24 protein-coding genes are annotated in these 22071 nt (G+C 70.3%); 10 read left to right on the top strand and 14 right to left on the bottom strand.

The window, feature by feature from the left end; all coding sequences use genetic code 11:
• Positions 1–29 precede the first annotated feature (29 nt).
• Positions 30–440, top strand: a complete 411-nt coding sequence (locus ACIBBB_RS07655; protein WP_398979785.1) for a cold shock domain-containing protein — start codon at positions 30–32, stop codon at positions 438–440.
• Between the two features lie 41 nt (positions 441–481).
• On the opposite strand, the gene efeU is transcribed toward ACIBBB_RS07655, so the two are convergent.
• The 3 genes from efeU to efeO are packed head-to-tail and all read right to left on the bottom strand — an operon-like array spanning position 482 to position 3867.
• Positions 482–1360: an iron uptake transporter permease EfeU gene (gene efeU / locus ACIBBB_RS07650; RefSeq protein ID WP_398979783.1), complete on the bottom strand. Its 879-nt coding sequence runs from the start codon at positions 1358–1360 to the stop codon at positions 482–484.
• A 49-nt stretch (positions 1361–1409) separates the two neighbouring features.
• Complete coding sequence (efeB, locus tag ACIBBB_RS07645) at positions 1410–2705, bottom strand: iron uptake transporter deferrochelatase/peroxidase subunit (protein ID WP_398979781.1); 1296 nt, start codon at positions 2703–2705, stop codon at positions 1410–1412.
• 10 nt (positions 2706–2715) lie between these two features.
• Positions 2716–3867: an iron uptake system protein EfeO gene (gene efeO / locus ACIBBB_RS07640; RefSeq protein ID WP_398979779.1), complete on the bottom strand. Its 1152-nt coding sequence runs from the start codon at positions 3865–3867 to the stop codon at positions 2716–2718.
• A gap of 199 nt (positions 3868–4066) precedes the next feature.
• Between efeO and ACIBBB_RS07635 the strand changes: the two genes are divergently transcribed.
• From ACIBBB_RS07635 to ACIBBB_RS07620, 4 genes are all read left to right on the top strand, one after another.
• A complete protein-coding gene (locus ACIBBB_RS07635; protein ID WP_398979777.1) occupies positions 4067–4486 on the top strand; it encodes a molybdopterin-binding protein in 420 nt (139 codons plus the stop codon).
• 178 nt (positions 4487–4664) lie between these two features.
• Positions 4665–5144, top strand: a complete 480-nt coding sequence (locus tag ACIBBB_RS07630) for a VOC family protein (protein ID WP_398979774.1) — start codon at positions 4665–4667, stop codon at positions 5142–5144.
• 60 nt (positions 5145–5204) lie between these two features.
• Complete coding sequence (locus ACIBBB_RS07625) at positions 5205–5570, top strand: ArsR/SmtB family transcription factor (protein ID WP_398979772.1); 366 nt, start codon at positions 5205–5207, stop codon at positions 5568–5570.
• Positions 5567–6049 (top strand): SRPBCC family protein, encoded by a 483-nt coding sequence (locus tag ACIBBB_RS07620; protein ID WP_398979770.1) that lies wholly within the window; start codon positions 5567–5569, stop codon positions 6047–6049. The genes ACIBBB_RS07625 and ACIBBB_RS07620 overlap by 4 nt, the downstream gene beginning before the upstream one ends.
• Positions 6050–6325: 276 nt before the next feature.
• On the opposite strand, the gene ACIBBB_RS07615 is transcribed toward ACIBBB_RS07620, so the two are convergent.
• The gene (locus ACIBBB_RS07615; protein ID WP_398979768.1) at positions 6326–7033 is read right to left on the bottom strand and encodes an HAD family hydrolase; all 708 of its coding nucleotides are present in this window, start codon (positions 7031–7033) and stop codon (positions 6326–6328) included.
• A 174-nt stretch (positions 7034–7207) separates the two neighbouring features.
• Here ACIBBB_RS07615 and ACIBBB_RS07610 point away from each other — a divergent pair, with 174 nt between their 5' ends.
• Positions 7208–7501, top strand: coding sequence for a putative quinol monooxygenase (locus tag ACIBBB_RS07610; protein ID WP_398979766.1), 294 nt, complete (start codon positions 7208–7210; stop codon positions 7499–7501).
• Here the strand turns inward: ACIBBB_RS07610 and ACIBBB_RS07605 are convergent.
• Positions 7493–7879 (bottom strand): hypothetical protein, encoded by a 387-nt coding sequence (locus tag ACIBBB_RS07605; RefSeq protein ID WP_398979764.1) that lies wholly within the window; start codon positions 7877–7879, stop codon positions 7493–7495. The genes ACIBBB_RS07610 and ACIBBB_RS07605 overlap by 9 nt on opposite strands.
• Here ACIBBB_RS07605 and ACIBBB_RS07600 point away from each other — a divergent pair.
• Together ACIBBB_RS07600 and ACIBBB_RS07595 are read left to right on the top strand one after the other, a co-directional pair.
• Complete coding sequence (locus ACIBBB_RS07600; protein ID WP_398979762.1) at positions 7857–8678, top strand: SDR family NAD(P)-dependent oxidoreductase; 822 nt, start codon at positions 7857–7859, stop codon at positions 8676–8678. The two genes, ACIBBB_RS07605 and ACIBBB_RS07600, sit on opposite strands and share 23 nt — an antisense overlap.
• Positions 8679–8860: 182 nt before the next feature.
• Positions 8861–9934, top strand: a complete 1074-nt coding sequence (locus ACIBBB_RS07595; RefSeq protein WP_398979760.1) for a lactonase family protein — start codon at positions 8861–8863, stop codon at positions 9932–9934.
• A 117-nt stretch (positions 9935–10051) separates the two neighbouring features.
• Here ACIBBB_RS07595 and ACIBBB_RS07590 read toward each other — a convergent pair whose 3' ends face one another.
• The 6 genes from ACIBBB_RS07590 to ACIBBB_RS07565 form a co-directional block, all read right to left on the bottom strand.
• Complete coding sequence (locus tag ACIBBB_RS07590) at positions 10052–10972, bottom strand: sirohydrochlorin chelatase (protein WP_398979758.1); 921 nt, start codon at positions 10970–10972, stop codon at positions 10052–10054.
• Positions 10973–11067: 95 nt separating this feature from the next.
• On the bottom strand, positions 11068–12072 hold the full coding sequence (locus ACIBBB_RS07585) for an N-acetylglucosamine kinase (RefSeq protein WP_398979756.1): 1005 nt from the start codon (positions 12070–12072) through the stop codon (positions 11068–11070).
• Positions 12069–12743 carry a uracil-DNA glycosylase gene (locus tag ACIBBB_RS07580; protein ID WP_398979754.1) on the bottom strand — a complete coding sequence of 225 codons (675 nt, stop codon included), beginning with the start codon at positions 12741–12743 and terminating at the stop codon, positions 12069–12071. Before ACIBBB_RS07580 ends, ACIBBB_RS07585 begins: the two co-directional genes overlap by 4 nt.
• A 43-nt stretch (positions 12744–12786) precedes the next feature.
• Positions 12787–13875, bottom strand: a complete 1089-nt coding sequence (locus ACIBBB_RS07575) for a WD40/YVTN/BNR-like repeat-containing protein (RefSeq protein ID WP_398979752.1) — start codon at positions 13873–13875, stop codon at positions 12787–12789.
• A 142-nt stretch (positions 13876–14017) separates the two neighbouring features.
• On the bottom strand, positions 14018–14932 hold the full coding sequence (locus ACIBBB_RS07570; RefSeq protein ID WP_398979750.1) for an aldo/keto reductase: 915 nt from the start codon (positions 14930–14932) through the stop codon (positions 14018–14020).
• Between the two features lie 215 nt (positions 14933–15147).
• A complete protein-coding gene (locus ACIBBB_RS07565; RefSeq protein WP_398979748.1) occupies positions 15148–16554 on the bottom strand; it encodes an FAD-dependent oxidoreductase in 1407 nt (468 codons plus the stop codon).
• Positions 16555–16758: 204 nt separating this feature from the next.
• Here ACIBBB_RS07565 and ACIBBB_RS07560 point away from each other — a divergent pair, with 204 nt between their 5' ends.
• Positions 16759–17466 carry a DUF6214 family protein gene (locus tag ACIBBB_RS07560; RefSeq protein ID WP_398979746.1) on the top strand — a complete coding sequence of 236 codons (708 nt, stop codon included), beginning with the start codon at positions 16759–16761 and terminating at the stop codon, positions 17464–17466.
• Between the two features lie 43 nt (positions 17467–17509).
• Here ACIBBB_RS07560 and ACIBBB_RS07555 read toward each other — a convergent pair whose 3' ends face one another.
• On the bottom strand, positions 17510–18199 hold the full coding sequence (locus ACIBBB_RS07555; protein WP_398979744.1) for a DUF305 domain-containing protein: 690 nt from the start codon (positions 18197–18199) through the stop codon (positions 17510–17512).
• Between the two features lie 189 nt (positions 18200–18388).
• Between ACIBBB_RS07555 and ACIBBB_RS07550 the strand changes: the two genes are divergently transcribed.
• The gene (locus ACIBBB_RS07550) at positions 18389–19888 is read left to right on the top strand and encodes an LVIVD repeat-containing protein (protein WP_398979742.1); all 1500 of its coding nucleotides are present in this window, start codon (positions 18389–18391) and stop codon (positions 19886–19888) included.
• Positions 19889–19937: 49 nt separating this feature from the next.
• Here the strand turns inward: ACIBBB_RS07550 and ACIBBB_RS07545 are convergent, their stop codons facing one another.
• Both ACIBBB_RS07545 and ACIBBB_RS07540 read right to left on the bottom strand, forming a co-directional pair.
• Complete coding sequence (locus tag ACIBBB_RS07545; RefSeq protein WP_398979740.1) at positions 19938–20555, bottom strand: TetR/AcrR family transcriptional regulator; 618 nt, start codon at positions 20553–20555, stop codon at positions 19938–19940.
• Between the two features lie 425 nt (positions 20556–20980).
• Complete coding sequence (locus ACIBBB_RS07540; RefSeq protein ID WP_398979738.1) at positions 20981–21664, bottom strand: hemerythrin domain-containing protein; 684 nt, start codon at positions 21662–21664, stop codon at positions 20981–20983.
• Positions 21665–22071: the final 407 nt, after the last annotated feature.

Raw genomic sequence — 22071 nt, 5'->3', positions numbered from 1 at the left:
GGTAGTGGTAGGCCGTGGAGGCAGGGGCTGTGTTGCACGTAGGTCGAGTGCTGAGGTTCGACGAGGTTCGCGGGTACGGGTTCATCGTCCCGAGCGAGGGTGACGAGGACGTGTTCATGCACGCCAACGATCTGCTGGACGAGAAGTACCAGTACAAGGCGGGCAGTGAGGTCGAGTACTACCTGGAGATGGGGGACAAGGGCCCCAAGGCGTCGCAGATCAGACTGGTGAACGCGCCCGCGACGCAGCGGAGTCCGTCGGGCACGGGACCGGCGGATCCGCACGGCGACTACTCGGACGTGCTGTCCCCGGTCGAGCTGCGCAACGAGCTGACGGAGGCGCTGCTCCAGGCCGACGGGAGCCTGACGGGTGATCAGATCAAGCGGGTACGCACGTCGGTGATCGAGCTGGCACGCTCGCACGGCTGGCTCGAATCCTGAGCGCCGGTGGTGGGCGCGGCGCCGCCCACCGTCCGACCCGACTACCGCGTCTTCGAGGAAGCCCCGGCTTCCGGCGCCGATCGCGAGGGCGTGGCGGGAGCGGGCGGTGGCCCGCTCTTCGCACGCCGCGGTGCGAGGAAGAAGTACATCGTCGGGACCAGATACAGCGCCCACACCGTCACCTGGACGACGGTCGGATCGGGCTGGAAGTTGAAAACGCCCTTCAGCAGGGTGCCGTACCAACTGTCCGGCGGGATCGAGCTGGTGATGTCGAACGCCTTGTCCTGGAGGCCGCCGACGAAGCGCGCCTCCTGGAGGTCGTGGAAGCCGTACGCGAGGACGCCCGCGGCCACGATCACCAGCATCGAGCCCGTCCAGGTGAAGAACCTCGCCAGATTGATCCTCAGCGCACCCCGGTAGAAGAGCCAGCCCAGCACGATCGCGCTGGCGATCCCCAGCAGCACACCGATCAGCGGCCCCGACCTGCCCTCGCCGCCCGCCCGTACCGACGCCCACACGAACAGCGCCGTCTCCAGACCCTCGCGCCCCACGGCCAGCAGCGCGGTCGCGACCAGCGCCCCCGTACCCATCCGCAGCGCCGTGTCGAGCTTGCCCTGCAAGTCGCGCTTGAGGTGCCGCGCGGTACGCCGCATCCAGAAGACCATCCAGGTCACCAGCCCCACCGCGACGATCGACAGCGACCCGCCCAGCAGCTCCTGCGCCTCGAACGTCAGCTCCTGGGAGCCGAATTCGAGCGCGGCGCCGAAGGACAGCGAGACGGCGCAGGCGATGCCGATGCCGATCCAGACGGGCCGCAGCGCGTCGCGGCGGTCGGTCTTGACCAGATACGCGACGAGGATGCAGACGACCAGGCTGGCCTCCAGCCCTTCGCGCAGACCGATCAGATAGTTGCCGAACATGCCGGCCGTCCTTCCGCCGATATCGCTGTGCGTGTCATGGGAGTTCGGGTCACGAGAACAGCTCCCGCCCCCACCAGTCGTCCTTGTCCCGGACGCCCGGCGGCACGGCGAAGACCGCCGAACCCACATGCTGGATGTACTCGTTGAGCGCGTCGGCGCGCGACAGACTCCGCTGTACGGGGATGAACGCCTCCCGTACGTCGTGCTGGTACGCCAGGAAGAACAGGCCCGCGTCCAGCCGGCCGAGTCCGTCCGTACCGTCGGTGTAGGAGTAGCCGCGCCGCAGCATCCGCGCCCCGCCGTTGGAGTCGGGGTGCGCGAGCCGTACGTGCGAGGTCGGCAGCATCGACTTGAGGAACGGCTCGTCGTGCTCCTTGGCCTTGCCGACCGGCGCGCCCTCACCCTTGTCCCGTCCGAAGACGTCCTCCTGCTCCTGGAGGGAGGTGCGGTCCCAGGACTCGATCCGCATCGCGATCCGGCGGGCGACCAGGTACGAGCCGCCGGCCATCCAGCCGGGTCCCGCCTCGGCCGACACCCACACATGACGGTCGAGCGCGGCCGTGTCGGTGCCCGCGACATTGCGGGTGCCGTCCTTGAAGCCGAAGAGATTGCGCGGGGTCTGCGCGTCGGGCGTGGTGGACGACGTCTTGCCGAAGCCGAGCTGCGACCAGCGGATCGCGATCCGGCCGAAGCCGATCCGGGCGAGGTTACGAATGGCGTGCACCGCGACCTGCGGATCGTCGGCGCACGCCTGCACGCACAGATCGCCGCCGCTGCGCGCCGGGTCGAGATTGTCGCCGGGGAACTTCGGCAGATCCACCAGCGCCCCGGGCCTTCGCTTCGCCAGGCCGAAGCGGTCGTCGCGGGCCTTGCCGTCCCCGGTGAAGAGCGACGGACCGAAGCCGATGGTCAGCGTCAGCCGGGACGGTTTGAGGCCGGCGGCCTCGCCCGTGTCGTCCGGCGGTGCCTCCGGCAGTCCGCCGAACGCGCCCTCGCCGACGGCGCGTCCCCCGGTCATCAACGCGGCCGCCGCCGTCCAGTCCTTGAGGAGCTGGATCAGCTGGGCCCGGTCCTCGGTGGTCACGTCGAAGGCCGCGAAATGCAGCCGGTCGGGGACGGCGGTGGCGATCCCGGCCTGGTGCGCGCCGTGGAAGGGGACGGCCGCGCCCGCCGATCCGGTGGGCTCCGTCCCGTCCGTGCCGCGCAGTGCGAGGGTCGTACCGCCGGCCGCGGCGGCGCCGAGCGCGAGCCCCGCGCCGCCCCAGCCGATCACCGAACGGCGGGACGGCGCCCGGCTTCCGCCGGCCGCGTCAGCAGGTTCGTTGGAGTCGGTCTCGTCGGTCATGCCCGCGCCGCTACTTCACGACCGCGGCGGCGAGCTTCGACAGCGGCTCGGCAAGCGCGTTCACCGCGTCGGACAGCTCCTTGCGCTCCGGCTTGCCGACCTTGTCGTACGACGTGAACACGTAACTCGTCCTGTCCTCGCGGTATGTGTCGAGCAGCGTGTTCAACTCGGCGAACCGGGTGTCCAGTTCACCCGTCAGCTTCGCGTCGTTCTTCGACGCCACCGGCTTCAGCAGCGCGTACGACTTCTCGGCGCCCTCGACGTTGGCCTTGAAGTCGACCAGGTCGGTGTGGCTGTACCGCTCCTCCTCGCCGGTGACCTTGCCGGCGGCGACCTCGTCGAGCAGCTCCTTGGCGCCGTTCGCCATGGACGTCGGGGTTATCTCCGCCGTACCGACCTTCTTCTGCCAGGCGGTCAGATCCGTGATCAGCAGATCCGCGAGTTCCTTGTCGCGCGGGGTGATCTTCTTGTCCTGCCACAGCGCCTTCTCCAGGCGGTGCCAGCCGGTCCAGTCCGTCTCGGGGTCCTGGCCCTCTTCGAGGCCGTCCGCGCGGAGGTCGACCTTGGGGTCGATGTCGCCGAAGGACTCGGCCACCGGTTCGGTGCGCTCCCAGCCGATACGGGAGTCGGCGTACGCCTTCTTCGCGGCCTCGATGTCACCGGCCTTCACCGCCTCCGCGAAAACCTTCGCCTTCGGCAGGGTCTCCTCGGCCTGCTCCAGCGTGTACTGGCGGTACGCGGCGACCGCCGCGTCCAGCTCCGGATCGCGCTTGGCGGTCCCGCCGCCGCCGGTGGCCTTGACCTGCTGCCGGAGGCCCTTGCCCTTCATGCCCGGCTTGCACGCGATCTCGTAGTCGCCGGCCTTGATCTCCGCGGTGATGTTCGCCTTGGTGCCCGCACCGATGTTCTCGCGCTCGGTGACGATCCGGTCGTCGGGGAACAGGACGTAGACCTCGGTGACCTTCGAGCCCTTGTTCTCCACCGCCAGTTGAAGGTGACCGGCGGGGAACTCCTTCTTCGACACCTCGCAGGAGGTGTCGGTCGCCGTGACCTTGACGGCCCCGTCCCCTCCGGCGTCGCTCTTCTCGGCGCACGCCGTGACGGCGGTGAGGGCGGCGACCGCCGCGAGGGCGGTGACCAGGGAGAGGCGGACGGGACGCATGCGGGCTCCAGCGGATGAGGACGGTGTTTCGTCGTGACCCCGGGGGTGAGGCGAGCCTAAGTTAGCTCAGCCTTACTCTCCCGAAACCGCAGCAAATTCCCAGATACCGGAGTCAATGGGTGGTTCGCCTTTGCGCATCCTTTTCAATGGCCTTACTCCTGTCCGCCACGCGCCCCACCAGCGAGAGGCCGAACCCCCCATGCAGCTGAGCATCCGCAACCAGCTCCCCGGCACCGTCACCGGTGTCACTCCCGGGGAGGTCATGGCCACGGTCAGGGTCCATCTGTCGGGCGGGGAGGACGTCACCGCCGCCATCACCCTGGAGGCCGTCGAGGACCTCGGCATCGCGGTGGGCACAGCGGTGCGCGTCCTGGCCAAGGCCACCGAGGTCTCCCTCGCCACCGGGCCGATCGAGGGACTGAGCATCCGCAACCGGCTGTCCGGCAAGCTCACCGAGATCGTCCTCGGCACCAGCCTGGCGAACGTCAAGCTGACGGTGGGGGAAGCCGAGCTGACCGCCGTGATCACCAGGGACGCGGTGGAGGAGCTGGGGCTCACGCCCGGGACCGCCGTCACCGCGCTGATCAAGTCGGCGGAGATCTCCCTCGCGGCGGTCTGAGCGGTCCGCAAGAGGAGCGGGTCCCTGAGGGGTGCGGGTTTCTGAGGGGTGCGGGTCGTCGAGGGGTGCGGGTTTCTGATTTTCGCCACATCTGCGATGAGTTCCGGCCGGTGCCACAGTCGGAAGAGGACAAGGCGGCCGTAGAGGCGGCGAACGGCGACGACGCAGGGAGACAGCGATGCCGAAGATCACCCCCAATCTCTGGTTCGACGGACAGGCGAAGGACGCCGCCGAGTTCTACATCGGGATTTTCCCGAACTCGAAGATCACGGCCATCACCCACTACGGCGAGGCCGGTCCCGGGCCGGCCGGCACCGTACTCACCGTCGACTTCGAGCTCGACGGACACCGCTACACAGGCATCAACGGCGGCCCGCAGTTCACCTTCGACGAGGCCATCTCGTTCCTGATCGAGTGCGCCGACCAGGAAGAGGTCGACCACTACTGGTACAAGCTCTCCGCGGACGGTGGCGAGGAAGGCCCGTGCGGCTGGCTGAAGGACAAGTTCGGCCTCTCCTGGCAGGTCGCGCCCGCCGCGATGAACGAGATGCTGAACGACCCGGACCAGGAGCGTGCCCAGCGCGCGATGAAGGCCATGCTCGGCATGAAGAAGATCGACCTCGCCGCTCTGCGGGCCGCCGCCGACGGGACGGCCTGAAGCGCCTGATACTTAAGCGATCGCTTGACTGTTGGCGTCCAGGACCTCATAGTTAAGTACGTGCTTAACCAAAAAGGCTCGTTGGACGCGGTGTTCCAGGCGCTGGCGGACCCGACCCGGCGGGACATGGTCGAACGGCTGATCCGTGGCCCGCTCTCGGTCAGCAAGCTCGCGCAGCCCCTGGAGATGTCGCTGCCCGCCGTGATGCAGCACCTCCAGGTGCTCGAAGCGTGCGGTCTGGTCCGGTCCGAGAAGGCAGGCCGGGTCCGCACCTGTCACATCGAGCCGGCGGGTCTGCGGATGGCCGAGGGCTGGATCGGGCGGCAGCGCACCGAATGGGAGCACCGCCTGGACCGGCTGGGCGACCACCTGTCGGAACAGGGACCAACAGAGCAAGGATCAACAGAGCGAGGGAGCACCCCATGACCGACGACACCCTGACCGAACACACCGTCACCCACGCGACGTTCACCATCGAACGCGCCTACCCGGCGCCGCCGGCCACCGTCTTCGCCGCCTGGTCCGACCCGAAGGCGAAGGGGAGTTGGTTCGCGGGCCCGGAGCACGCGTACGAGCTCGACTTCCGGGTCGACGGCCGGGAGGTCAACCGTGGCACGACCCCGGACGGCACCGTCATGACGTTCACGTCCGTCTACCACGACATCGTTCCGGACGAGCGTGTCGTCTACAGCTCCACCCTGTACGGCGGGGAGACCCTGGCGACCGCCTCGCTCACCACCGTGGAGTTCGAGGCCGACGGCGACGGTACCCGGCTGATCCTCACCGAGCAGGGCAGCTTCCTCGACGGACAGGAGAAGCCGGAGTGGCGTGAACACGGCACCGGCGACTGGCTCGGCGCGCTGGGCGACTACCTGACCCGTACGGGGGAGGGCGGGGCGCCGTAGGGGATGTCCCGCCGGTCGGGCCCGTACCGAGCTACGACTCGGTACGGGCCCGCCCCCGCGCGGCGGTTCAGGACGCGGCCGGCGCCTCCGTCGGCGGGAGGTGGGCCGTGGATACGGCGGGGTGGAAGCCCAGACCACCGACCCCGCCCGATCGCCACCGCGCACCGCGCACGGCGCCGAACTGACCGCCGTCCCCGGCCGTGAGGGCGGGCCCCCGACAACATCGCTGTGGCGTCCCCGCGCGGGGACGCGAGGCGGTCCGAAGGGCTCCGGCGGCTACCGCCGGGCCTGCTCCGTCCCGGTCAGCCAGGCGTACGCCGCCCGGGACGTGAACTCGCTCTGGCCGCCGGCGAACAGCAACTCCGCCTCGCGGAACGCCGGATCACCGGCCGTACCCCGCACGTACGGGACGGCGACACACCGCATACCGGCCGCGCGTGCGGCCGACACGCCCGGGGCCGCGTCCTCCAGCACCACGCAGTCGGCCGGCGCCGCGCCCAGGCGCCGCGCCGCCTCCAGGAAGACGTCGGGCTCGGGCTTGCCGTGCCGGACCTCCTCGGCGGAGACGAAGAGGGTGAAGTACGGGCTCAGCCCCGTGCCGTCGAGCACGGCCTCGATGGCGGTACGCGACGAGCCCGAGGCGACCGCCATGGGCACCCCTCGCGTACGCAACCGCTCCACGAACTTCCGCATCTCGGGAAAGACCTCGGTCGACGCGCGTGCCAGCTCCAGATAGAGGCGGTCCTTCGTGGCCAGCAACTCGTCCACCGGTGTGTCGAGCCCGTACTCCGCGCGCAGCGCCTCAAGCGTCTCCCGGGTGCTGATGCCGATGTACCGGGTGTGGTGCTCCCAGGTGAAGTCGGGTACACCGTGCTGTGCGAGCAGTCGCCGACCGGCCTCGTAGTAGTTCGGCTCGCTGTCCACGAGGGTGCCGTCGAGATCGAAGACGACGGAGACGGGGGAGGGGGTGCGCGCGGTGCTCATGGCCCCAGCATGCCAAGCGGGCACGTCGGGCGTCCTGCCGGCCGCCTTCGTGCCCGCCCGCCACGCCGTGGACCCGCCGTGGACCCCGCCGTACGCCGCCGAGCTCTCGCGCGGAACAATCCAACCGGTCCGGACACGGCTCACGCATCACCCCCGAACACCACGGAGGCCACCATGCTGATCGTCGCCGGCAAGGGTTACGTCGATCCTGACGCCCGTGAGGCTTTCCTCGCGGGCTTCGAGGAGGCGCAGCGGCGGGCGCGCGCCGAGCCCGGCTGTCTCGACTACGTGGTGGCCGCCGACCCGGTCGAACCCGGCCGCGTCAACGTGTATGAGCGGTGGAAGTCGCGCGAGCACCTGGCGGCCCATCTGGCCCGGACGGCGCGGGAGTCACAGCCGTCGCCGGTGGTGCTCAGCATGGAGATCACGCAGTACGAGATCGGCGCCGCGGGCCCGCTCTCAGCCTGACGCACGTGCCAGCAGCCCCGAGAGCACGACCTCCAGCACCTCCCGCAGGGACGTCTTGAACTCGATCCGCATGGCCGCCAGCGACGGATCGCCCTCGTAGGCCGCCAGCATCGCCGCCGACGGCTGGGTGTGGGTCCAGATCGCGCCCGTCGTCATGACGCAGTACGCGGCGAACCGAAGCGCGTCGTTCTCGTTCAGCTCCGGCACGTGGGCGCGGACCAGAGCCGCGAGTTTGCCGACGTTCGCGACCGCGGTGCGTTTGAACTCCGCCGCGACGTCGGGCGAGACGTTGCGCTCCAGGACCGCCGCCTGCGAGCTGGTGAGGTCGCACAGGACCGGGCGGTCCGCCAGCGAGATGGCCGTCCGTACGCTCGCCAAGGGCGAGCGCGCCCGTGCCGAGATCCTGGCGCGCCACCCGCACGCCAAGCTCGACGTGCGCCGCGTCGACCTGGCGGACCTCGCCTCCGTCGCCGAGTTCGCCGACGGTCTCGTCGTCGACGGCACCCCGCTCGACCTGCTGGTCAACAACGCCGGAGTGATGGCCCCGCCCTCCCGCATCGAGACGACCGACGGCTTCGAACTCCAGATGGGCAGCAACTTCCTCGGCCCGTTCGCCCTGACTGTGCGGCTCCTCCCTCTGCTGCTGGCCGCCGGGTCCCCGCGCGTGGCCACCATGGCCAGCGGCGCGGCCAACTACGGCAGGATCGACTTCGCCGACCTCCAGTGGAAGAACAGGAACTACAGCCCGAGCCGCTCCTACGCGCAGTCCAAGCTCGCCGACCTGATCATGACCAGGGAACTCGCCCGTATCGCCGAGGAGCGCGGCTGGCACCTGCTGAGCACCGGCGCGCACCCCGGCTACACCCGCACCAACCTCCGGACGGCGGGCGCGAGCCTCGGTACCGGCAGGCGGTCCCTCGGCACGACACTGCTCACCAAGCTCGACTTCCTGCCCTCGCAGGGCGCGGAACAGGGCGCCGAACCGCTGCTGTACGCCGCGACCAGCCCCGACGCCGTACCCGCCGGCTACTACGGCTCCGGTGGACGCTTCGGCCTCGTCGGTCCCACCAGCACCGCACGCGTGACCCGCAGGGCGCTCGACACCACCGTCAACGCCCGTCTGTGGGCCGAGGCGGAACGCCTGACCGGCGTCGCGCTCCCCGTGCACGCCGTCTGAGGGCCGATATGCCCCCGGCTCGTCCGAAAGGGTGAACCGGCCGTCGGAATGGGTAGTTCAGGCGGCAGCACCCGACGCGGGCAGCTGGTCTAGACCGCCTGCTACCGTCGGCCGGACACATGAGCGGGGCACGCGCACCGCTCATGGACGCACAGAGCGATCGAGTGACAAGGGGACAGACAGTGGGCGACAGGAGCGACGGCAGGAGCGAAGGGCGGGCCTACATCGGGTCGTTCACCTCGGCGGGCGGGCGGGGCATCATCGCCGCGACCGTGGACGCGGACACCGGTTCCCTGACGGAGATCGGCGCGACCGACGAACTGGCCGACCCCTCCTATCTGACCCTCGCGGCCGACGGCTCGGTGCTCTACGCCGTCTCCGAGGGGGAGGAAGGCGCGGCAGCGGCCTTCGAGGTCGTCCCGCGCGCGTCGGGCGGCGCCTCGGCGCCGCGCCTGATGGGCGAACCGGTGCCGGTCTGCGGATCGGGCCCCACCCATCTCACCCTCGCCGCAGGGCATCTGGTGACCGCCAACTACGGCTCCGGCAGCGTCACCACGCTGCCCGTCCACGCCGACGGCACCCTCGGCGCGGCGGCCGGAATCCTCCAGCACGAGGGCACCGGACCACGCTCCGACCGGCAGGAAGGGCCGCACGCCCACCAGGTGCTGCCCGACCCGAGTGGCCAGTGGCTGCTCGCCGTCGACCTGGGCACCGACTCCGTACGGATCAGCTCGGTCGACCCCGGCAGCGGCGACATCACCCCGCACGGTGAGACCGTGCTGCGCCCCGGCACCGGACCGCGCCACCTCGCCTTCCACCCGGCGGGCACCCACGCGTACGTACTCAACGAACTGGAGGCGACCCTCACGGTCTGCCGCTGGGACACGGAGAAGGGCACGCTGGAACCGGTCGAAGAGGCGCCCGTCCTCCCCGACGGCGTCGAGGTGGCGAGCTACGCCTCCGAGATCGTCGTCTCACGCGACGGCAGGCACCTCTGGGCCGCGGTACGCGGGCACGACAGCATCGCCGTCCTGACGCTCGACGAGACGCGTGAGAAGGCCGTTCTGGTCACGACGGTGGACTGCGGCGGACGCTGGCCGCGCGATCTCGCGCTGGACCCGGCGGGCCGCAGGCTCTACGCGTCGAACGAGCACTCCGGCGATGTGACCTGGTTCGACATCGACCCCGTGACCGGTGTGCCGGCCCGTGCGGGCTCGTTCGAGGCGCCCGCGGCCTCCTGTGTGATCTTCGGCTGACGACGCCGCCGGGCGGCGGCGGTGCCCCACCGCCGGACGGGCTGAGAGATCAGGCCGTCCGGCGACCGGGTACGAACCGGCACCACCGGGCGGAACCGGAGTTCAGGACCCCGGAGTTCAGGACGCCGGCGAGTTCTGCGTCTGCGCCGAGATGCCCAGCGCGCTCGTGTACTGCGAGAGAACCAGCTTGCCGACGGCCGGATACGCGCCGAGCGACTCGGAGGCGGCGCAGTCGGCCTCCTTGAGCGCGACATCGAGCAGCCCTTCGGGCAGCTCGGGTCCGATCAGGTACGGGGCGAGCGCCAGCTGCGTCGAGCCGGACTCGCGCAGCTGCTCGGCGATGGCCGAGACCGCGCCCTCGTCGTCGAGCGCCGCCGCCATCACCGGCACGGCGAGGCGCGCGGCCAACAGCATCCCGGTGATACCGGCGGCCTGCACGGCCTCCTCGCCGCCCACCGTGGCGAGGATGATGCCGTCGGCGGCCGTGGCCACCGTGAAGAGCCTCGCGCGGTCGGCACGGGCGAGTCCGGCCTCCGACAGACGCACGTGGAGTGCCTCGGCGAGCAGCGGGTGCGGACCGAGGACCTCGGTCATCTCCGCCACGGCCTTGCTGTCCACAACGGCCTGACGTATGCGCCTGACCAGGGAGTTGTCGGGACCCGCGAGCAGCGGCACGACAACGGCCGAGATGCCCTCGGGCTCGGCGACCTCACGGCCTGCGGCCTTCGCCAGCTCGTAGCGCTCGACACGCTGCTCGCCGGTCTGCGCCAGGACGGTGCCCAGCGCGGCGTACTCGTCGTCGTCGCCGTCCAGATAGCCGATCCGGGCGTCCAGGCCCGGCAGCTCGGAACGGGCGATGCTGACGACCTCCTCGCCGAGGTTCCGCACCTCGGCACTGGGGATGCCGGGCATGGCCAGCACAAGCGTGGGCGCGCCCTCGGGCGCCGCCACGGGTTCGGGTCGACGGTGCCGCCCCGACTGTCGAGGTCGAGGCATTCGTACAGGCAGGCCGGGTGCCGGCCCAGTGGGGGAGCTCATGGCGCCGAATGCTACTGGTTTTGTGGGGTCGGCTGTTCGGGGAGGGTCCGGTCGTGCGTCATCTGTCCGTATTTTTTCGCTATGATGCTTAATCCTTATTCGTCCCGCTCTGTCGGGACGGACAACATCCGCCCGTCGCGCGGCAGTCGGAGCGAACCGGTCGCGAGGGCCGCCGCGATCCGCAGAGCCCCCGCCAGCGGATCTCCCGCCGCCGACACCGGCCTCGCACGCGGCAGCCGCCGCGTCAACTCCGCCCGCAGCGGTACGAGCAGCGGGTCACCCATCTTGAACAGCCCACCCGTCAGGGCCACTTCGCACCTCTCCGCCGGAGGACACGCCGCGACGGCCGCGTCCGCGATGTGCCGCGCGGCCTCGGCGAGGATCCCCGCGGCGACCGGGTCGTCGGCCGCGCAGCGGGCCACCTCGGGGGCGAAGGAGGCGAGCACGGCGGGCCGGTCGGTACGCGGATAGACCAGCCCCGGCATCTCCGGCGCGGGGCCGAACACGGCTTCCGTCCGGGACAGCAGTGCGGCCGAACCGCCGCGCCGCCCGTCGTACGCGCGCATCGCCGCCTCCAGACCCGCCCGGCCGATCCAGGTACCTCCGCCGCAGTCGCCGAGCAGATGCCCCCAGCCGTCCGCGCGCCGCCAGCCCGTGAGATCCGTGCCGAGCGCGATCATGCCCGTACCGGCGGCGACGACGGCGCCCGGACGCTGGCCGAGCGCCCCCGCGTACGCGGTGACGGCGTCAGCGGCGAGCGCCAACCGCCGTGCTCCCAGAGCGCTTTCCAGCGCCCCGGGCAAGCCTGCGCGCAGCCCGTCGCCGAGCGTCGCCATGCCCGCCGCGCCGACCGCGACGGCCACGGGGGGATCCGCGCCCTCGCGCGCGAGCAGCGCCCGCACGGCGGGCAGCAACTGCTCCAGCAAATGGTCCGGATCGATCCCGGAAGGGCCGGTGCGGACGGGCTCGGTGGACACGGCGGTGCCGACCGTCCGGACCGCCGTGTCGCCGTGCGCCGGGATGTCCGCGGCCTCGTCCACCACCCCGAGGGCGATCCGCAGCCCGGACCCGCCGGAGTCGACGCCGAGCACCCAGCTCACGGCAGAGGCCAGTCGACCGGCTGCGCGCCTTGCTGGACGAGGAGTTCGTTCGCGCGGCTGAACGGACGCGAACCGAAGAAGCCCCGGTCCGCCGACATGGGAGAGGGGTGCGACGACTCGATCGCGGGGAACCGGCCGAGAAGCGGACGCAGATTGCGGGCGTCACGGCCCCACAGGATGGACACCAGCGGCTTGTCCCGCGCCACCAGCGCCCGGATGGCCTGCTCGGTGACCTCTTCCCAGCCCTTGCCCCGGTGCGCCGCCGGCTTACGGGGAGCGGTGGTGAGCGCCCTGTTGAGCAACAGCACACCCTGCCGGGCCCACGGCGTCAGATCCCCGTTCGACGGCCGGGGCGCCCCGATGTCCGCGTGCATCTCCCGGAAGATGTTGTCCAGGCTGCCCGGCACCGGCCGCACGTCGGGGGCGACCGAGAAGCTCAGCCCCACCGCGTGTCCCGGTGTGGGATAAGGATCCTGACCGACGATCAGGACGCGCACCTCGTCGAACGGCTGCTGAAAAGCGCGCAGCACATTCGGCCCGGCGGGCAGATAGGTGCGTCCCGCGGCGATCTCCGCGCGGAGGAAGTCGCCCATCGCTGTGATGCCTTGGGCCACGGGGGCGAGGGCGTCGGCCCATCCGGACTCGACGATTTCTTTGAGTTCACGTGCCACGGGGCGTCACTCTAATGCGCCGTCGGTCTTCGTGATCAACGAATCAGCCAAGGACCGCCGCCCGGACACACAGGACGTCGGGAAGGTGCGAGGCGAGCTGCTGCCAGGTGTCGCCGTCGTCCGCGCTCGCGTACACCTCGCCGTTGCGGTTGCCGAAGTAAACACCTGCCGGATCCGCGTCGTCCGTGCACAGCGCGTCGCGCAGCACCGTCCCGAAGTGGTCGCCGTCGGGCAGACCCGTGGCCAGGGCCTCCCAGGTCCCGCCCGCGTCGCTCGTACGGTAGATCCGGCAGCGCCGGCCTGCGGGGACCCGGTCGGAGTCGGCCTGGATCGGGAAGACGTACGCCACGTCGCCCCGGTGCGGATGGGCCGCGACGGCGAAGCCGAAGTCGGACGGCAGACCGGAGCCGATGTCCTTCCAGTTGGCACCCGCGTCGTCGCTGCGGAACACACCCCAGTGGTTCTGGAGGTAGAGCCGGTCCGGATCGACGGCGTCCCGCGCGATCTTGTGGACGCACTGGCCGAACTCCGGGTCGGGATCGGGCAGGAAGACCGCCGACACGCCCTTGTTGGAGGGCGCCCAGCTCGCGCCGCCGTCACGCGAGCGGAACACTCCCGCCGTCGACACCGCGACCGTCACCGCGTCCGGGTCCCTGGGGTCGGTCACCACCGTGTGCACCGCCTCGCCGCCACCGCCCGGCACCCACTCCGAACGCGTCGGGTGCTCCCACAGCGGCCGGACCAGCTCGAAGGTCTCGCCCCGGTCGTCGGACCGGAACAGCGCGGCCGGTTCGGAGCCCGCGTACACGACGTCCGGCGCGGCGGGGCCCGCCGGATGCAGCTGCCAGACCCGCTCCAGCGACGCGCCGGTGTCCTTGGGGAACTTGACGGCCGGCACGCTGGGCTCGGTCCAGCTCGCGCCCAGATCGTCGGAGTGGAACACGGACGGGCCCCAGTGCGCGCTGTCGCCGCCGACCAGCAGGCGCGGCACGGGATGACGGGTGTCGATCCCGATCGAGTAGACCGCCTGCGCGTTGAAGTGCGGTCCGTCGATTTCCCACCGCCCGCCGTGCCTGCGGCCGATGAAGAGTCCTTTGCGTGTGCCCACGGTGAGCAGTACGTCGTTAGTCATGGCGGGTACCTCCGAAGACGCCGTTGTCCCAGACTCCGGACAGTCTGCACCCACCCACTGACAACCGGCCTCCGTACGCGGCCGCCGTGCCGTCGGCGGCCGCGTACGAAGGCCGGGAGGCCGCCGCCCGGCGGCCTCCCGCTTACGCGCCGCCCTGACGGACCGCCCCGAGGCGGGCGATCTCCTCGTCCGAGAGCCGGATCGCGCCGGCCGCCACGTTCTCGACGAGGTGCGCCGGATCGCCGGTACCCGGGATGGCCAGTACGTGCGCGCCCTGCGCCAGGGTCCAGGCCAGCCGTATCTGCGCGGGCGAGGCCGAGTGCGCACGCGCGACATCGAGCACCGCCTCGTCGTCCCTCGCGCCGGCGCCCGTCTCGCGCCGACCGCCCGCGATCGCGAAGAACGGCACGAAGGCGATCCCCAGGTCACCGCACTCCCGCAGGATTTCCCGCTGCGCGCCCGGCGCGTCCACGCTGTAGGCGTTCTGCACGCAGACGACGGGCGCGATCGACCGGGCCTCGGCCAGCTGCTCGGAGGTCACGTTCGAGACGCCGAGATGACGGACGAGCCCGGCGTCACGCAGCTCCGCGAGTGCGCCGAAGTGCTCGGCCACCGAGCGGGACGCCCAGCTCCGCGGCAGACGCAGATTCACCACGTCCAGGTGGTCACGGCCGAGCTGGCGCAGGTTCTCCTCGACCTGTCCGCGCAGCTGCCCCGGCTCGGCCCACCACCACTCGCCGGAGGGGTCCCGGGCCGGCCAGACCTTGCTGGTGATGACCAGGTCGTCGGGGTACGGCGCGAGCGCGGTGTTGATCAGCTCGTTGGCGGAGCGCGTCGCGGAGAAGTAGAAAGCGGCGGTGTCGATGTGGTTCACGCCGAGCTCGACGGCCCGCCGCAGTACGGCGACCGATCTCTCGCGGTCGCTCCGCCCGTCGCCGGGACCGAACGGAATGCCACCGGTCAGGCGCATGGCGCCGAACCCGACACGGTTGACGGTCAGGTCGCCGAGCTGCCAGGTACCTGCGGCCGTCGCGGGGCGCGCACGCGTGTCGGACATGGATCTCCTCTGCGGGAAGGGCGGGTGTGTTGTCCGGAACGATCGGCCCGGCCGGGCACTGTGCCGGATCCGGGCATGAAAAAAGCCTCCCCGGCGGATCGGAATCCGCACAGACAAGAGGCTGGGACGACAAGTCATCCTAGCAGTCCGGTCCCGCCCGTCGGGCGGGACCCCGGCCACCCGTGACGAGACCGGCAAGATCCGAAAGACAGGCCCTACGTAGCCGACGGCCCCCGCTCCCCGCGTGCCGCCGCGAGCAGGCCCTCCCAGTCCGGGATCTTCACCGACCGCCGCCCCAGCTCCGCGCCCAACGCCGCCTCCGCGTCCTCGATCGCCAGCCAGCCCGGCCATTCGACCGGCCGGTGCCCGGCCGCACGGAGCGCGTCGAGCGGGTCCCCGGCGATCCGGCGTGCGGCCAGGCCGGGCGCGTCCGCGAGGAGCGAGGCGACCGTCTCCTTGGCGCAGGCGCGATTGGTGCCGATCACCCCGGTCGGACCGCGCTTGATCCAGCCCGCCACGTACTCGCCGGGCGACGTCACCCCGTGCCGCAGCACCCGGCCCGCCAGATGCGGCACCGTGCCCGTCGTCTCGTCGAACGGCAGCCCGGCGAGCGGCACCCCCCGGTAGCCGACCGCCCGCAGTACGAGCCCCGCCTCGATGTCCTCGTACGCCCCCGTGCCCCGCACCCCGCCCTGCCCGTCAGGTGCGGTGCGCTCGAACCGTACGGCCGTCACGCGTCCGTCGGCACCGAGCAGCTCCACCGGGCGCAGGAAGAACCGCAGGTGGATGCGGCGCGCCCGGCCCTGATCGGGAGCGCCGGCCCAGCCGCGTACGACTTCGACGTTGCGCCGGTTGACGGCCGCCAGCGGCAGCGCGGCGGTCGCGGGTGGCCCGGACCCGGTGGGGGCGGCCGCCGGGGCCGGGGCGTACGCGGGATCGAGCGCCAGGTCGGCAGGCTCCACGCGCACCTCGGCCGAGGGCAGCGCGCCCAGTTCACGCAGCTCCTTCGTGGTGAACTTCGCCTGCGACGGGCCGCGTCTGCCCACCATGTGCACGTCCCTGACCGCGCTCCCGGCCAGCGTGCCGAGCGCCGGGTGCGGCACGTCCGTCGGCCGGAAGTCCTCCGCGCCCCGGGCCAGGACGCGCGCGACGTCGACGGCGACGTTGCCCACGCCGATCACCACGACCGAGCGCGTACCGAGCCCGAAGCCGGCGGGCACGGCGTCGGGGTGCGCGCTGTACCAGGAGACGAAATCGGTCGCCGAGTGGCTGCCCGCCAGCTCCTCGCCGGGGATGCCGAGCCGGCGGTCCCGGGCGGCGCCGACGCAGTAGACGACCGCGTGGTAGAGCCCGAGGAGTCGTTCGGGTGTGAGGCCGTGCGCGCCGATCTCGACGTTCCCCAGGAAGCGGACGCGTTCGTGCTCCAGCACCGAACGCAGTGTGTTCTGGAGCGACTTGATCTTCTCGTGGTCGGGCGCGACGCCGTAGCGCACCAGCCCGTACGGGGCGGGGAGCCGGTCCAGGACATCCACGAGGATGCCGGGGACCGACGACTGCTGGACGAGGGCCTGGGCGGTGTAGACCCCGCTGGGGCCCGATCCGACGACGGCGATGCGCGGCACGGCGCACTCCTTCCGGCAGGAGACTTCCAGCATCGCACCCGCGTGCGGGGCTGGGGAGTACGCGGAGCCGTCGCGTCACGGGTGTCCGCGCCCGGTGGGAGGTACGCCAGTGCGCTTTCCGAGTGCGATGCGCGCCGACGGCGGGTGTGCCACAGCGGCAGGGCAGAATTGCCTGATTAAGTGGTGAATGTGTCAGAACTTGAGATGACTTCCGCCGCTGAGCCCGCGACACCTGTCTGGCCCCGGTGGGAGGTGCAGGGGTATGGCACCGTCACCTGCGACACCCCACCGGGTGGCCGGTGCGAACTGCCGAGACACGAACTGGTACCGCCCTGGGTCGACATCCGGCTGACCTTCCCCGACGGGGCGCGCGTCGACGTACTCGCCGTCCTGCGGGACGGCGTCATCGCCGTCGAGGACGCGCAGGCCGATCCGCCGCTGCCGCTGGACGACCTGACGGAGCTGGGCAACTGGATCGAGGCGCCGATCGAGTACGCCTGCCGCGTGGTGGCGGGACAGCACCATGTGGATGCCGATCCGGTCGCCGACGGCGCGACCACGGCCGCCCCGACGGCCGTGGTGAAGGACGTGCCCAGGGCGGCGGACCCGGCGGTGGCCGTGACGGAGGAGGGCGAGGGTTACGAGTACGAGGGCGGCCCCTCGGACGCTGACGCGGAGCTTCTTCAGGACGAGCCCCCGCCGGGCGGCCGGCACCGCGCCGACGACTCGGTGTCGTCGGACCGCGCGGACCGGCGCGGTGTGGCGGAGACGTACCGCAGGGCACAGCAGTTGGGCCAGGATCCGGTTCTCGCGGTGATGTGCGCGACGGGGTACGGGCGCCGCAAGTCGCTCAGCATCATCGCGAGCGCCCGCGACGACGGCTATCTGACGCCGCGTCACCGCCGCCGCTGACCCGCCCCGGCGTGGGACGGCGAAGAGGACCGCCGAAGGCGCGTTACAGCGAGCGCATCCGGTTGATCTCGGACGTCTGCTGCGCGATCACATCGCTTGCCATCTCTTCGAGTTGGACGTTGTTGCCGCCGGAGAGGGCCTCGGTCGCCATCGTGACCGCACCCTGGTGGTGCGTGACCATCAGGCTGATGAAGAGGTCGTCGAACGCCTTCCCCTTCGCCGCGCGGAGCTTCGCCAGCTGGGCGTCGGTGGCCATGCCCGGCATGTCCATCCCGCCGTGGTCGTGGCCGCCCTCCTTCTTCGCCTTCTCCTCGCCGCCGTTGAGCTTCAGCCAGCCCTCCATGGCGCCGATCTCCGGTTTCTGTGACGCGGAGATACGCTCGGCGAGCCGCTTGACCTGGCTGGATCCGGCACGGTCGGGGGCGAGTTCGGTCATCACGAGCGCCTGGCCGTGGTGCTGGATCATCATCGTCGCGTAACCGTAGTCGGACGAGTTGGGCGTGTTGTCCGGGATCTCCTTCGCCGCCTCCTCGGGGGAGAGGGTCCTGGACTTCTCACCCGGTTTGCCGGGGGCGACCACCTGTCCCGTGGCGTCGCTCTTGGTCTCGGCCTTGGTCTCGCTCTTCTTGCCGTCGTCGCCCGAGTCGCAGGCTCCCAGGGCGAGTAGGGCGACCATGGCCACCGCCGCCACGGCGGGCCGGAGGACACGTGGGCTCCTGGTCCGGATCAACACGGTGACCTCCTGTGGGACTTGATGTGTATCGGGCACGTTGTCAGGGACTTTCCTAACACGCTTCAGGACACGAAAGATCAAAAACTTTCATTACATCTAGGTTGCCATCTGTTGAGATGTACATGTGAAGGACGATACTGCCGACGTCCGTAAGCCGTTCAACTGGGAACGGATACAAGGGAGGACGCAGTGACTTTGTTGCACACCACCCGCGTGCGGCGTAGACGTCTGGGCGTGGCAGCAGCCGCTGCCGCCGGGCTCTTCGCCACGCTGCTGGCCGCCGGACCGGCGGTCGCGACACCCGACCCCGGCGACAAGCCGGCCAAGGAAGAGACTTCCAAGAGCCAGCAGGCCGAGGCCAGGGAGGCCATCCAGAACGACGAGATACCCGGCGTGGACGAGATCATCCACAGCGACAACATGTCGCACGTCGCCAACGTCCCCAAGGAGCACCTGAAGGGGACCAACTCGGACATCGCGTTCCAGGGGAAGTACGCCTTCTCCGGGAACTACGACGGCTTCCGCATCTTCGACATCAGCAAGCCGTCGAAGCCCAAGACGGTCGCGCAGGTCCTGTGCCCCGGCGGTCAGAACGACATATCCGTCTCGGGAGACCTGCTCTTCCTGTCGACGGACGCCTCGCGCAGTGACAACTCCTGCTCCAGCGTCTCGGCGCCGGCGACGGAGAAGTCCTCCTGGGAGGGCATGAAGATCTTCGACATCAGCGACAAGCGCAACCCCGAGTACGTCGCCGCTGTCGAGACCGCGTGCGGTTCGCACACGCACACGCTCGTGCCCGACGGCAAGAACGTGTACGTGTACGTCTCCTCGTACTCGCCCAGCGCCACGTTCCCGGACTGCCAGCCGCCGCACGACGGCATCAGCATCATCAAGGTGCCCCGCAAGGCGCCCGAGAAGTCGGAGATCGTCGACTTCCCGGTGCTCTTCCCGGACGGCGGCAACCCCGGCGCGCCCACCAACCCGGGCGTCTCGGCCACCACCGGCTGCCACGACATCACGGTGCTGCCCTCCAAGGACGTCGCCGCCGGTGCCTGCATGGGTGACGGCATCCTGTTCGACATCAAGAACCCGGAGGCGCCGAGGATCATCGACCGCGTCCAGGACAACGTCAACTTCGCCTTCTGGCACTCCGCGACCTTCAACCAGGCCGCCAACAAGGTCGTCTTCACCGACGAGCTCGGCGGCGGTGGCGCGGCCACCTGCAACGAGGAGATCGGTCCGAAGCGCGGCGCGGACGGCATCTACGACGTCATCGGCAAGGGCGACAAGCGGAAGCTGGTGTTCAAGAGCTACTTCAAGATCGACCGTCCGCAGGCGGACGCCGAGGTCTGCGTGGCGCACAACGGCTCGCTGATCCCGGTCAAGGGCAAGGACATCATGGTCCAGGCCTGGTACCAGGGCGGCATCTCGGTCTGGGACTTCACCAACTCGTCGAAGCCGAAGGAGATCGGCTTCTTCGAGCGCGGCCCGGTCACCCTCGACCAGGTCACCACGGCCGGTCCCTGGTCGGCGTACTACTACAACGGCTACATCTACTCGAACGACATCGCCAAGGGTCTGGACGTCATCAAGCTCGACGACCGCCGGACGGACGAGGCGAAGAAGGTGCGGATGGACGAGCTCAACGTCCAGACGCAGCCGGACTACTTCGAGGACTTCCGCCACTGACCGGAGCGGCCGGCCGCTGACGCGGCCGGCCGGACCGGCAGGGTGGTGATCAGACGCCGCGCCGGGCGGGCTCCCCGCCCGGCGCGGCATCGTACGCCGGATCAAGCCCGAACCGCTGGAACAGCTCGTTCCGCAGGCTGGCCAGCGGCATTCCCGCCCCCGGCAGCAGGATCGCGAACACGGCGCCCATCATCAGCGCGCGCAGCAACGGATAGTCGCGGTCCACGTCGTCCGACCCGTAGCGCACCATCGTCTCCCGCAGCAGCTCCGCGAGCCGCTGCTGCTCCGAGCACTGGACGAAGCCCTCGGCCTGGAGTATGCCCGCCATATGAGCGCGCATCAGGACCGGGTGGTCGACCGTGAGACCGAGGACGGCGTCGATGCCGCGCGCCAGCAACTCGTGCCCGTCGTCGGTACGGGGCTCGCGCTCCAGGGCCGCCTGTAGAGTCCGGTGCATCAGCCGGTGGACGGCCGACTGGAACATCTGGCGCTTGCCGGGGAAGTAGTACGAGACCAGTCCGCGTGCCGCTCCGGCCCGGTCGGCGATGTCGGCCAGGGTCGTCCCGTCGAATCCGCGCTCCTCGACAAGGTCCACGGTGGCCTGCAGAAGCCGTTCGCGGGAACGCCGACGAAGTTCTTCATTGACCGATGCGCTTCGCGGGGACATGCTGGACTCCTGCGTTGACTGGCTCTTAGCCAGTATACTCAGCACGTCCCCGCTGCCGGATTCCTCGGGCCTCGTCGGCGTGGGACGAGGCTGTCTGTCTTGGGCGACGCGGGGGATCGTCCAAGACGGACGGCGTGCTCGCCGCCTCCTCTTTCTGACCTGCGAGTTCGCGGGTCAGAAAGAGGAGGCGGTCGAAGCGGGTGTGCGGGTTCGACTATCTCCGGTCACCGTTGATCTCCGTCCTTCAGCCGGACGACCCGACGCACGGTCAGCCCCTCCGCGGCCAGGCCCCCACCATCCGGTTGTCGTCCGAACTCGTCGGTGCTCAGCGGCGATTGGCGTGGTTGCCGAAAAGTGTCCGGCGTCGGCGGGCCGGGAGGGTGAAACACGGACTGCCGCCCGCCCGCCGCGTGACAGAGCGCGGCTCACACCTTCCGCGTGAGCGCCGGTGTTCCGCCGTAGACCTTCTTGACGTGCGCTCGATAGGCGAGCGGCCCGAGCCGGGGCATCAGGAAGCGCGGCACGCGCGGAGCGGAAGCGAGCATCAGATCGACGACCTCGGGTTCGGCGATGTCGGCCAGCATCCCGAAGACGATCGGCAGCTTGCTCTTTGGGAGTCCGTTGATCGCGTGGTCACCCAACTCATGCCATTCCGCGTCGGTCATGTACTGGCTGACACGACTGAGTACCTTGTCCTCCTCAAGCGCCAGATGCTCCGTCAGCCCCTCATTGAGCCGGCTCAGGACGACCGCGAGTTCTTCTCCTTCGTCCACACCCGCCGTACGTCGCCAACTCGTCCGCAGGGCGGTGGACTTGTTGACGAGCAGGTCGATTTCGACGTGCTGGGCCTCCAGGACCTCCAGTGCCGGCCACAGGTCGGCCGGCGCTCGCTCCTTGAGCTTGGGCCACAGCAGGTCGTCCTCACCCTTGTGGTGCAGGTGCAGGAAATCCGCGATCAGTTTCAGGTGATCCGCCACCGTCGCCGCCCGGCGCGTGTCACCGGCCGCGACCCCGCGGACCAGGCCGGGTGCGCTGCTGTAGGAGTCGCGGAACGCCTGGTGGACGACCAACATGTCGCGGACGTCCGCCCGTCCGGTCTGCTTGCTCACTGCTCACTCGTCTCTGTGCTCGTGATATCTGATCCGGCTTGTCTGCGGGCCCGCAGAGAGTGGCTCAAGAGCGCTCGCGGGGCCTGCCGAGGTATGCCGGACGGCTTTCTACGGGCTTCGTTCTCCGGGGCCTTTGGAGAGGTCCCTGCTCCCACCCCGTCCCGGCGCCTCGGGAATTCCCAGAAGCGAGAAAGTGGTGGCGTCCGCCTCAACCTGACAGGGGGTCGGACCGCGGGAAGGGTGCGCATCCGGGGAATCTCCCCACGGCTGCGCCACAACAGTTTTCCTCCATTTGTGACCGCAGGCCGGCCATTGAGACTTTCTCTATGGCGCCGAAGACCGTGCTGCCCGTATTGTTTAAGCGCTGTTAGTCTAGTCAAGCACGTCCAGGTGTTCAACCGGTAGAC

Origin of the sequence: Streptomyces sp. NPDC051217 (assembly GCF_044455465.1) — a bacterium.
Taxonomy (GTDB): Bacteria; Actinomycetota; Actinomycetes; order Streptomycetales; family Streptomycetaceae; genus Streptomyces.
The sequence above is the reverse complement of the archived record's forward strand: the minus strand, read 5'-3'. Positions and strand labels throughout refer to the sequence as shown.

Excerpts from the sequence above, each read along its gene's own strand:
- efeB (WP_398979781.1), bottom strand. The coding sequence starts at position 2,705 with ATGACCGACGAGACCGACTCCAACGAACCTGCTGACGCGGCCGGCGGA.
- ACIBBB_RS07630 (WP_398979774.1), top strand. The coding sequence starts at position 4,665 with ATGCCGAAGATCACCCCCAATCTCTGGTTCGACGGACAGGCGAAGGAC.
- ACIBBB_RS07590 (WP_398979758.1), bottom strand. The coding sequence starts at position 10,972 with ATGAGCTCCCCCACTGGGCCGGCACCCGGCCTGCCTGTACGAATGCCT.
- ACIBBB_RS07635 (WP_398979777.1), top strand. The coding sequence starts at position 4,067 with ATGCAGCTGAGCATCCGCAACCAGCTCCCCGGCACCGTCACCGGTGTC.
- ACIBBB_RS07575 (WP_398979752.1), bottom strand. The coding sequence starts at position 13,875 with ATGACTAACGACGTACTGCTCACCGTGGGCACACGCAAAGGACTCTTC.
- ACIBBB_RS07615 (WP_398979768.1), bottom strand. The coding sequence starts at position 7,033 with ATGAGCACCGCGCGCACCCCCTCCCCCGTCTCCGTCGTCTTCGATCTC.
- ACIBBB_RS07570 (WP_398979750.1), bottom strand. The coding sequence starts at position 14,932 with ATGTCCGACACGCGTGCGCGCCCCGCGACGGCCGCAGGTACCTGGCAG.
- efeU (WP_398979783.1), bottom strand. The coding sequence starts at position 1,360 with ATGTTCGGCAACTATCTGATCGGTCTGCGCGAAGGGCTGGAGGCCAGC.
- ACIBBB_RS07545 (WP_398979740.1), bottom strand. The coding sequence starts at position 20,555 with ATGTCCCCGCGAAGCGCATCGGTCAATGAAGAACTTCGTCGGCGTTCC.
- ACIBBB_RS07560 (WP_398979746.1), top strand. The coding sequence starts at position 16,759 with ATGACTTCCGCCGCTGAGCCCGCGACACCTGTCTGGCCCCGGTGGGAG.
- ACIBBB_RS07620 (WP_398979770.1), top strand. The coding sequence starts at position 5,567 with ATGACCGACGACACCCTGACCGAACACACCGTCACCCACGCGACGTTC.
- ACIBBB_RS07600 (WP_398979762.1), top strand. The coding sequence starts at position 7,857 with ATGGCCGTCCGTACGCTCGCCAAGGGCGAGCGCGCCCGTGCCGAGATC.
- efeO (WP_398979779.1), bottom strand. The coding sequence starts at position 3,867 with ATGCGTCCCGTCCGCCTCTCCCTGGTCACCGCCCTCGCGGCGGTCGCC.
- ACIBBB_RS07610 (WP_398979766.1), top strand. The coding sequence starts at position 7,208 with ATGCTGATCGTCGCCGGCAAGGGTTACGTCGATCCTGACGCCCGTGAG.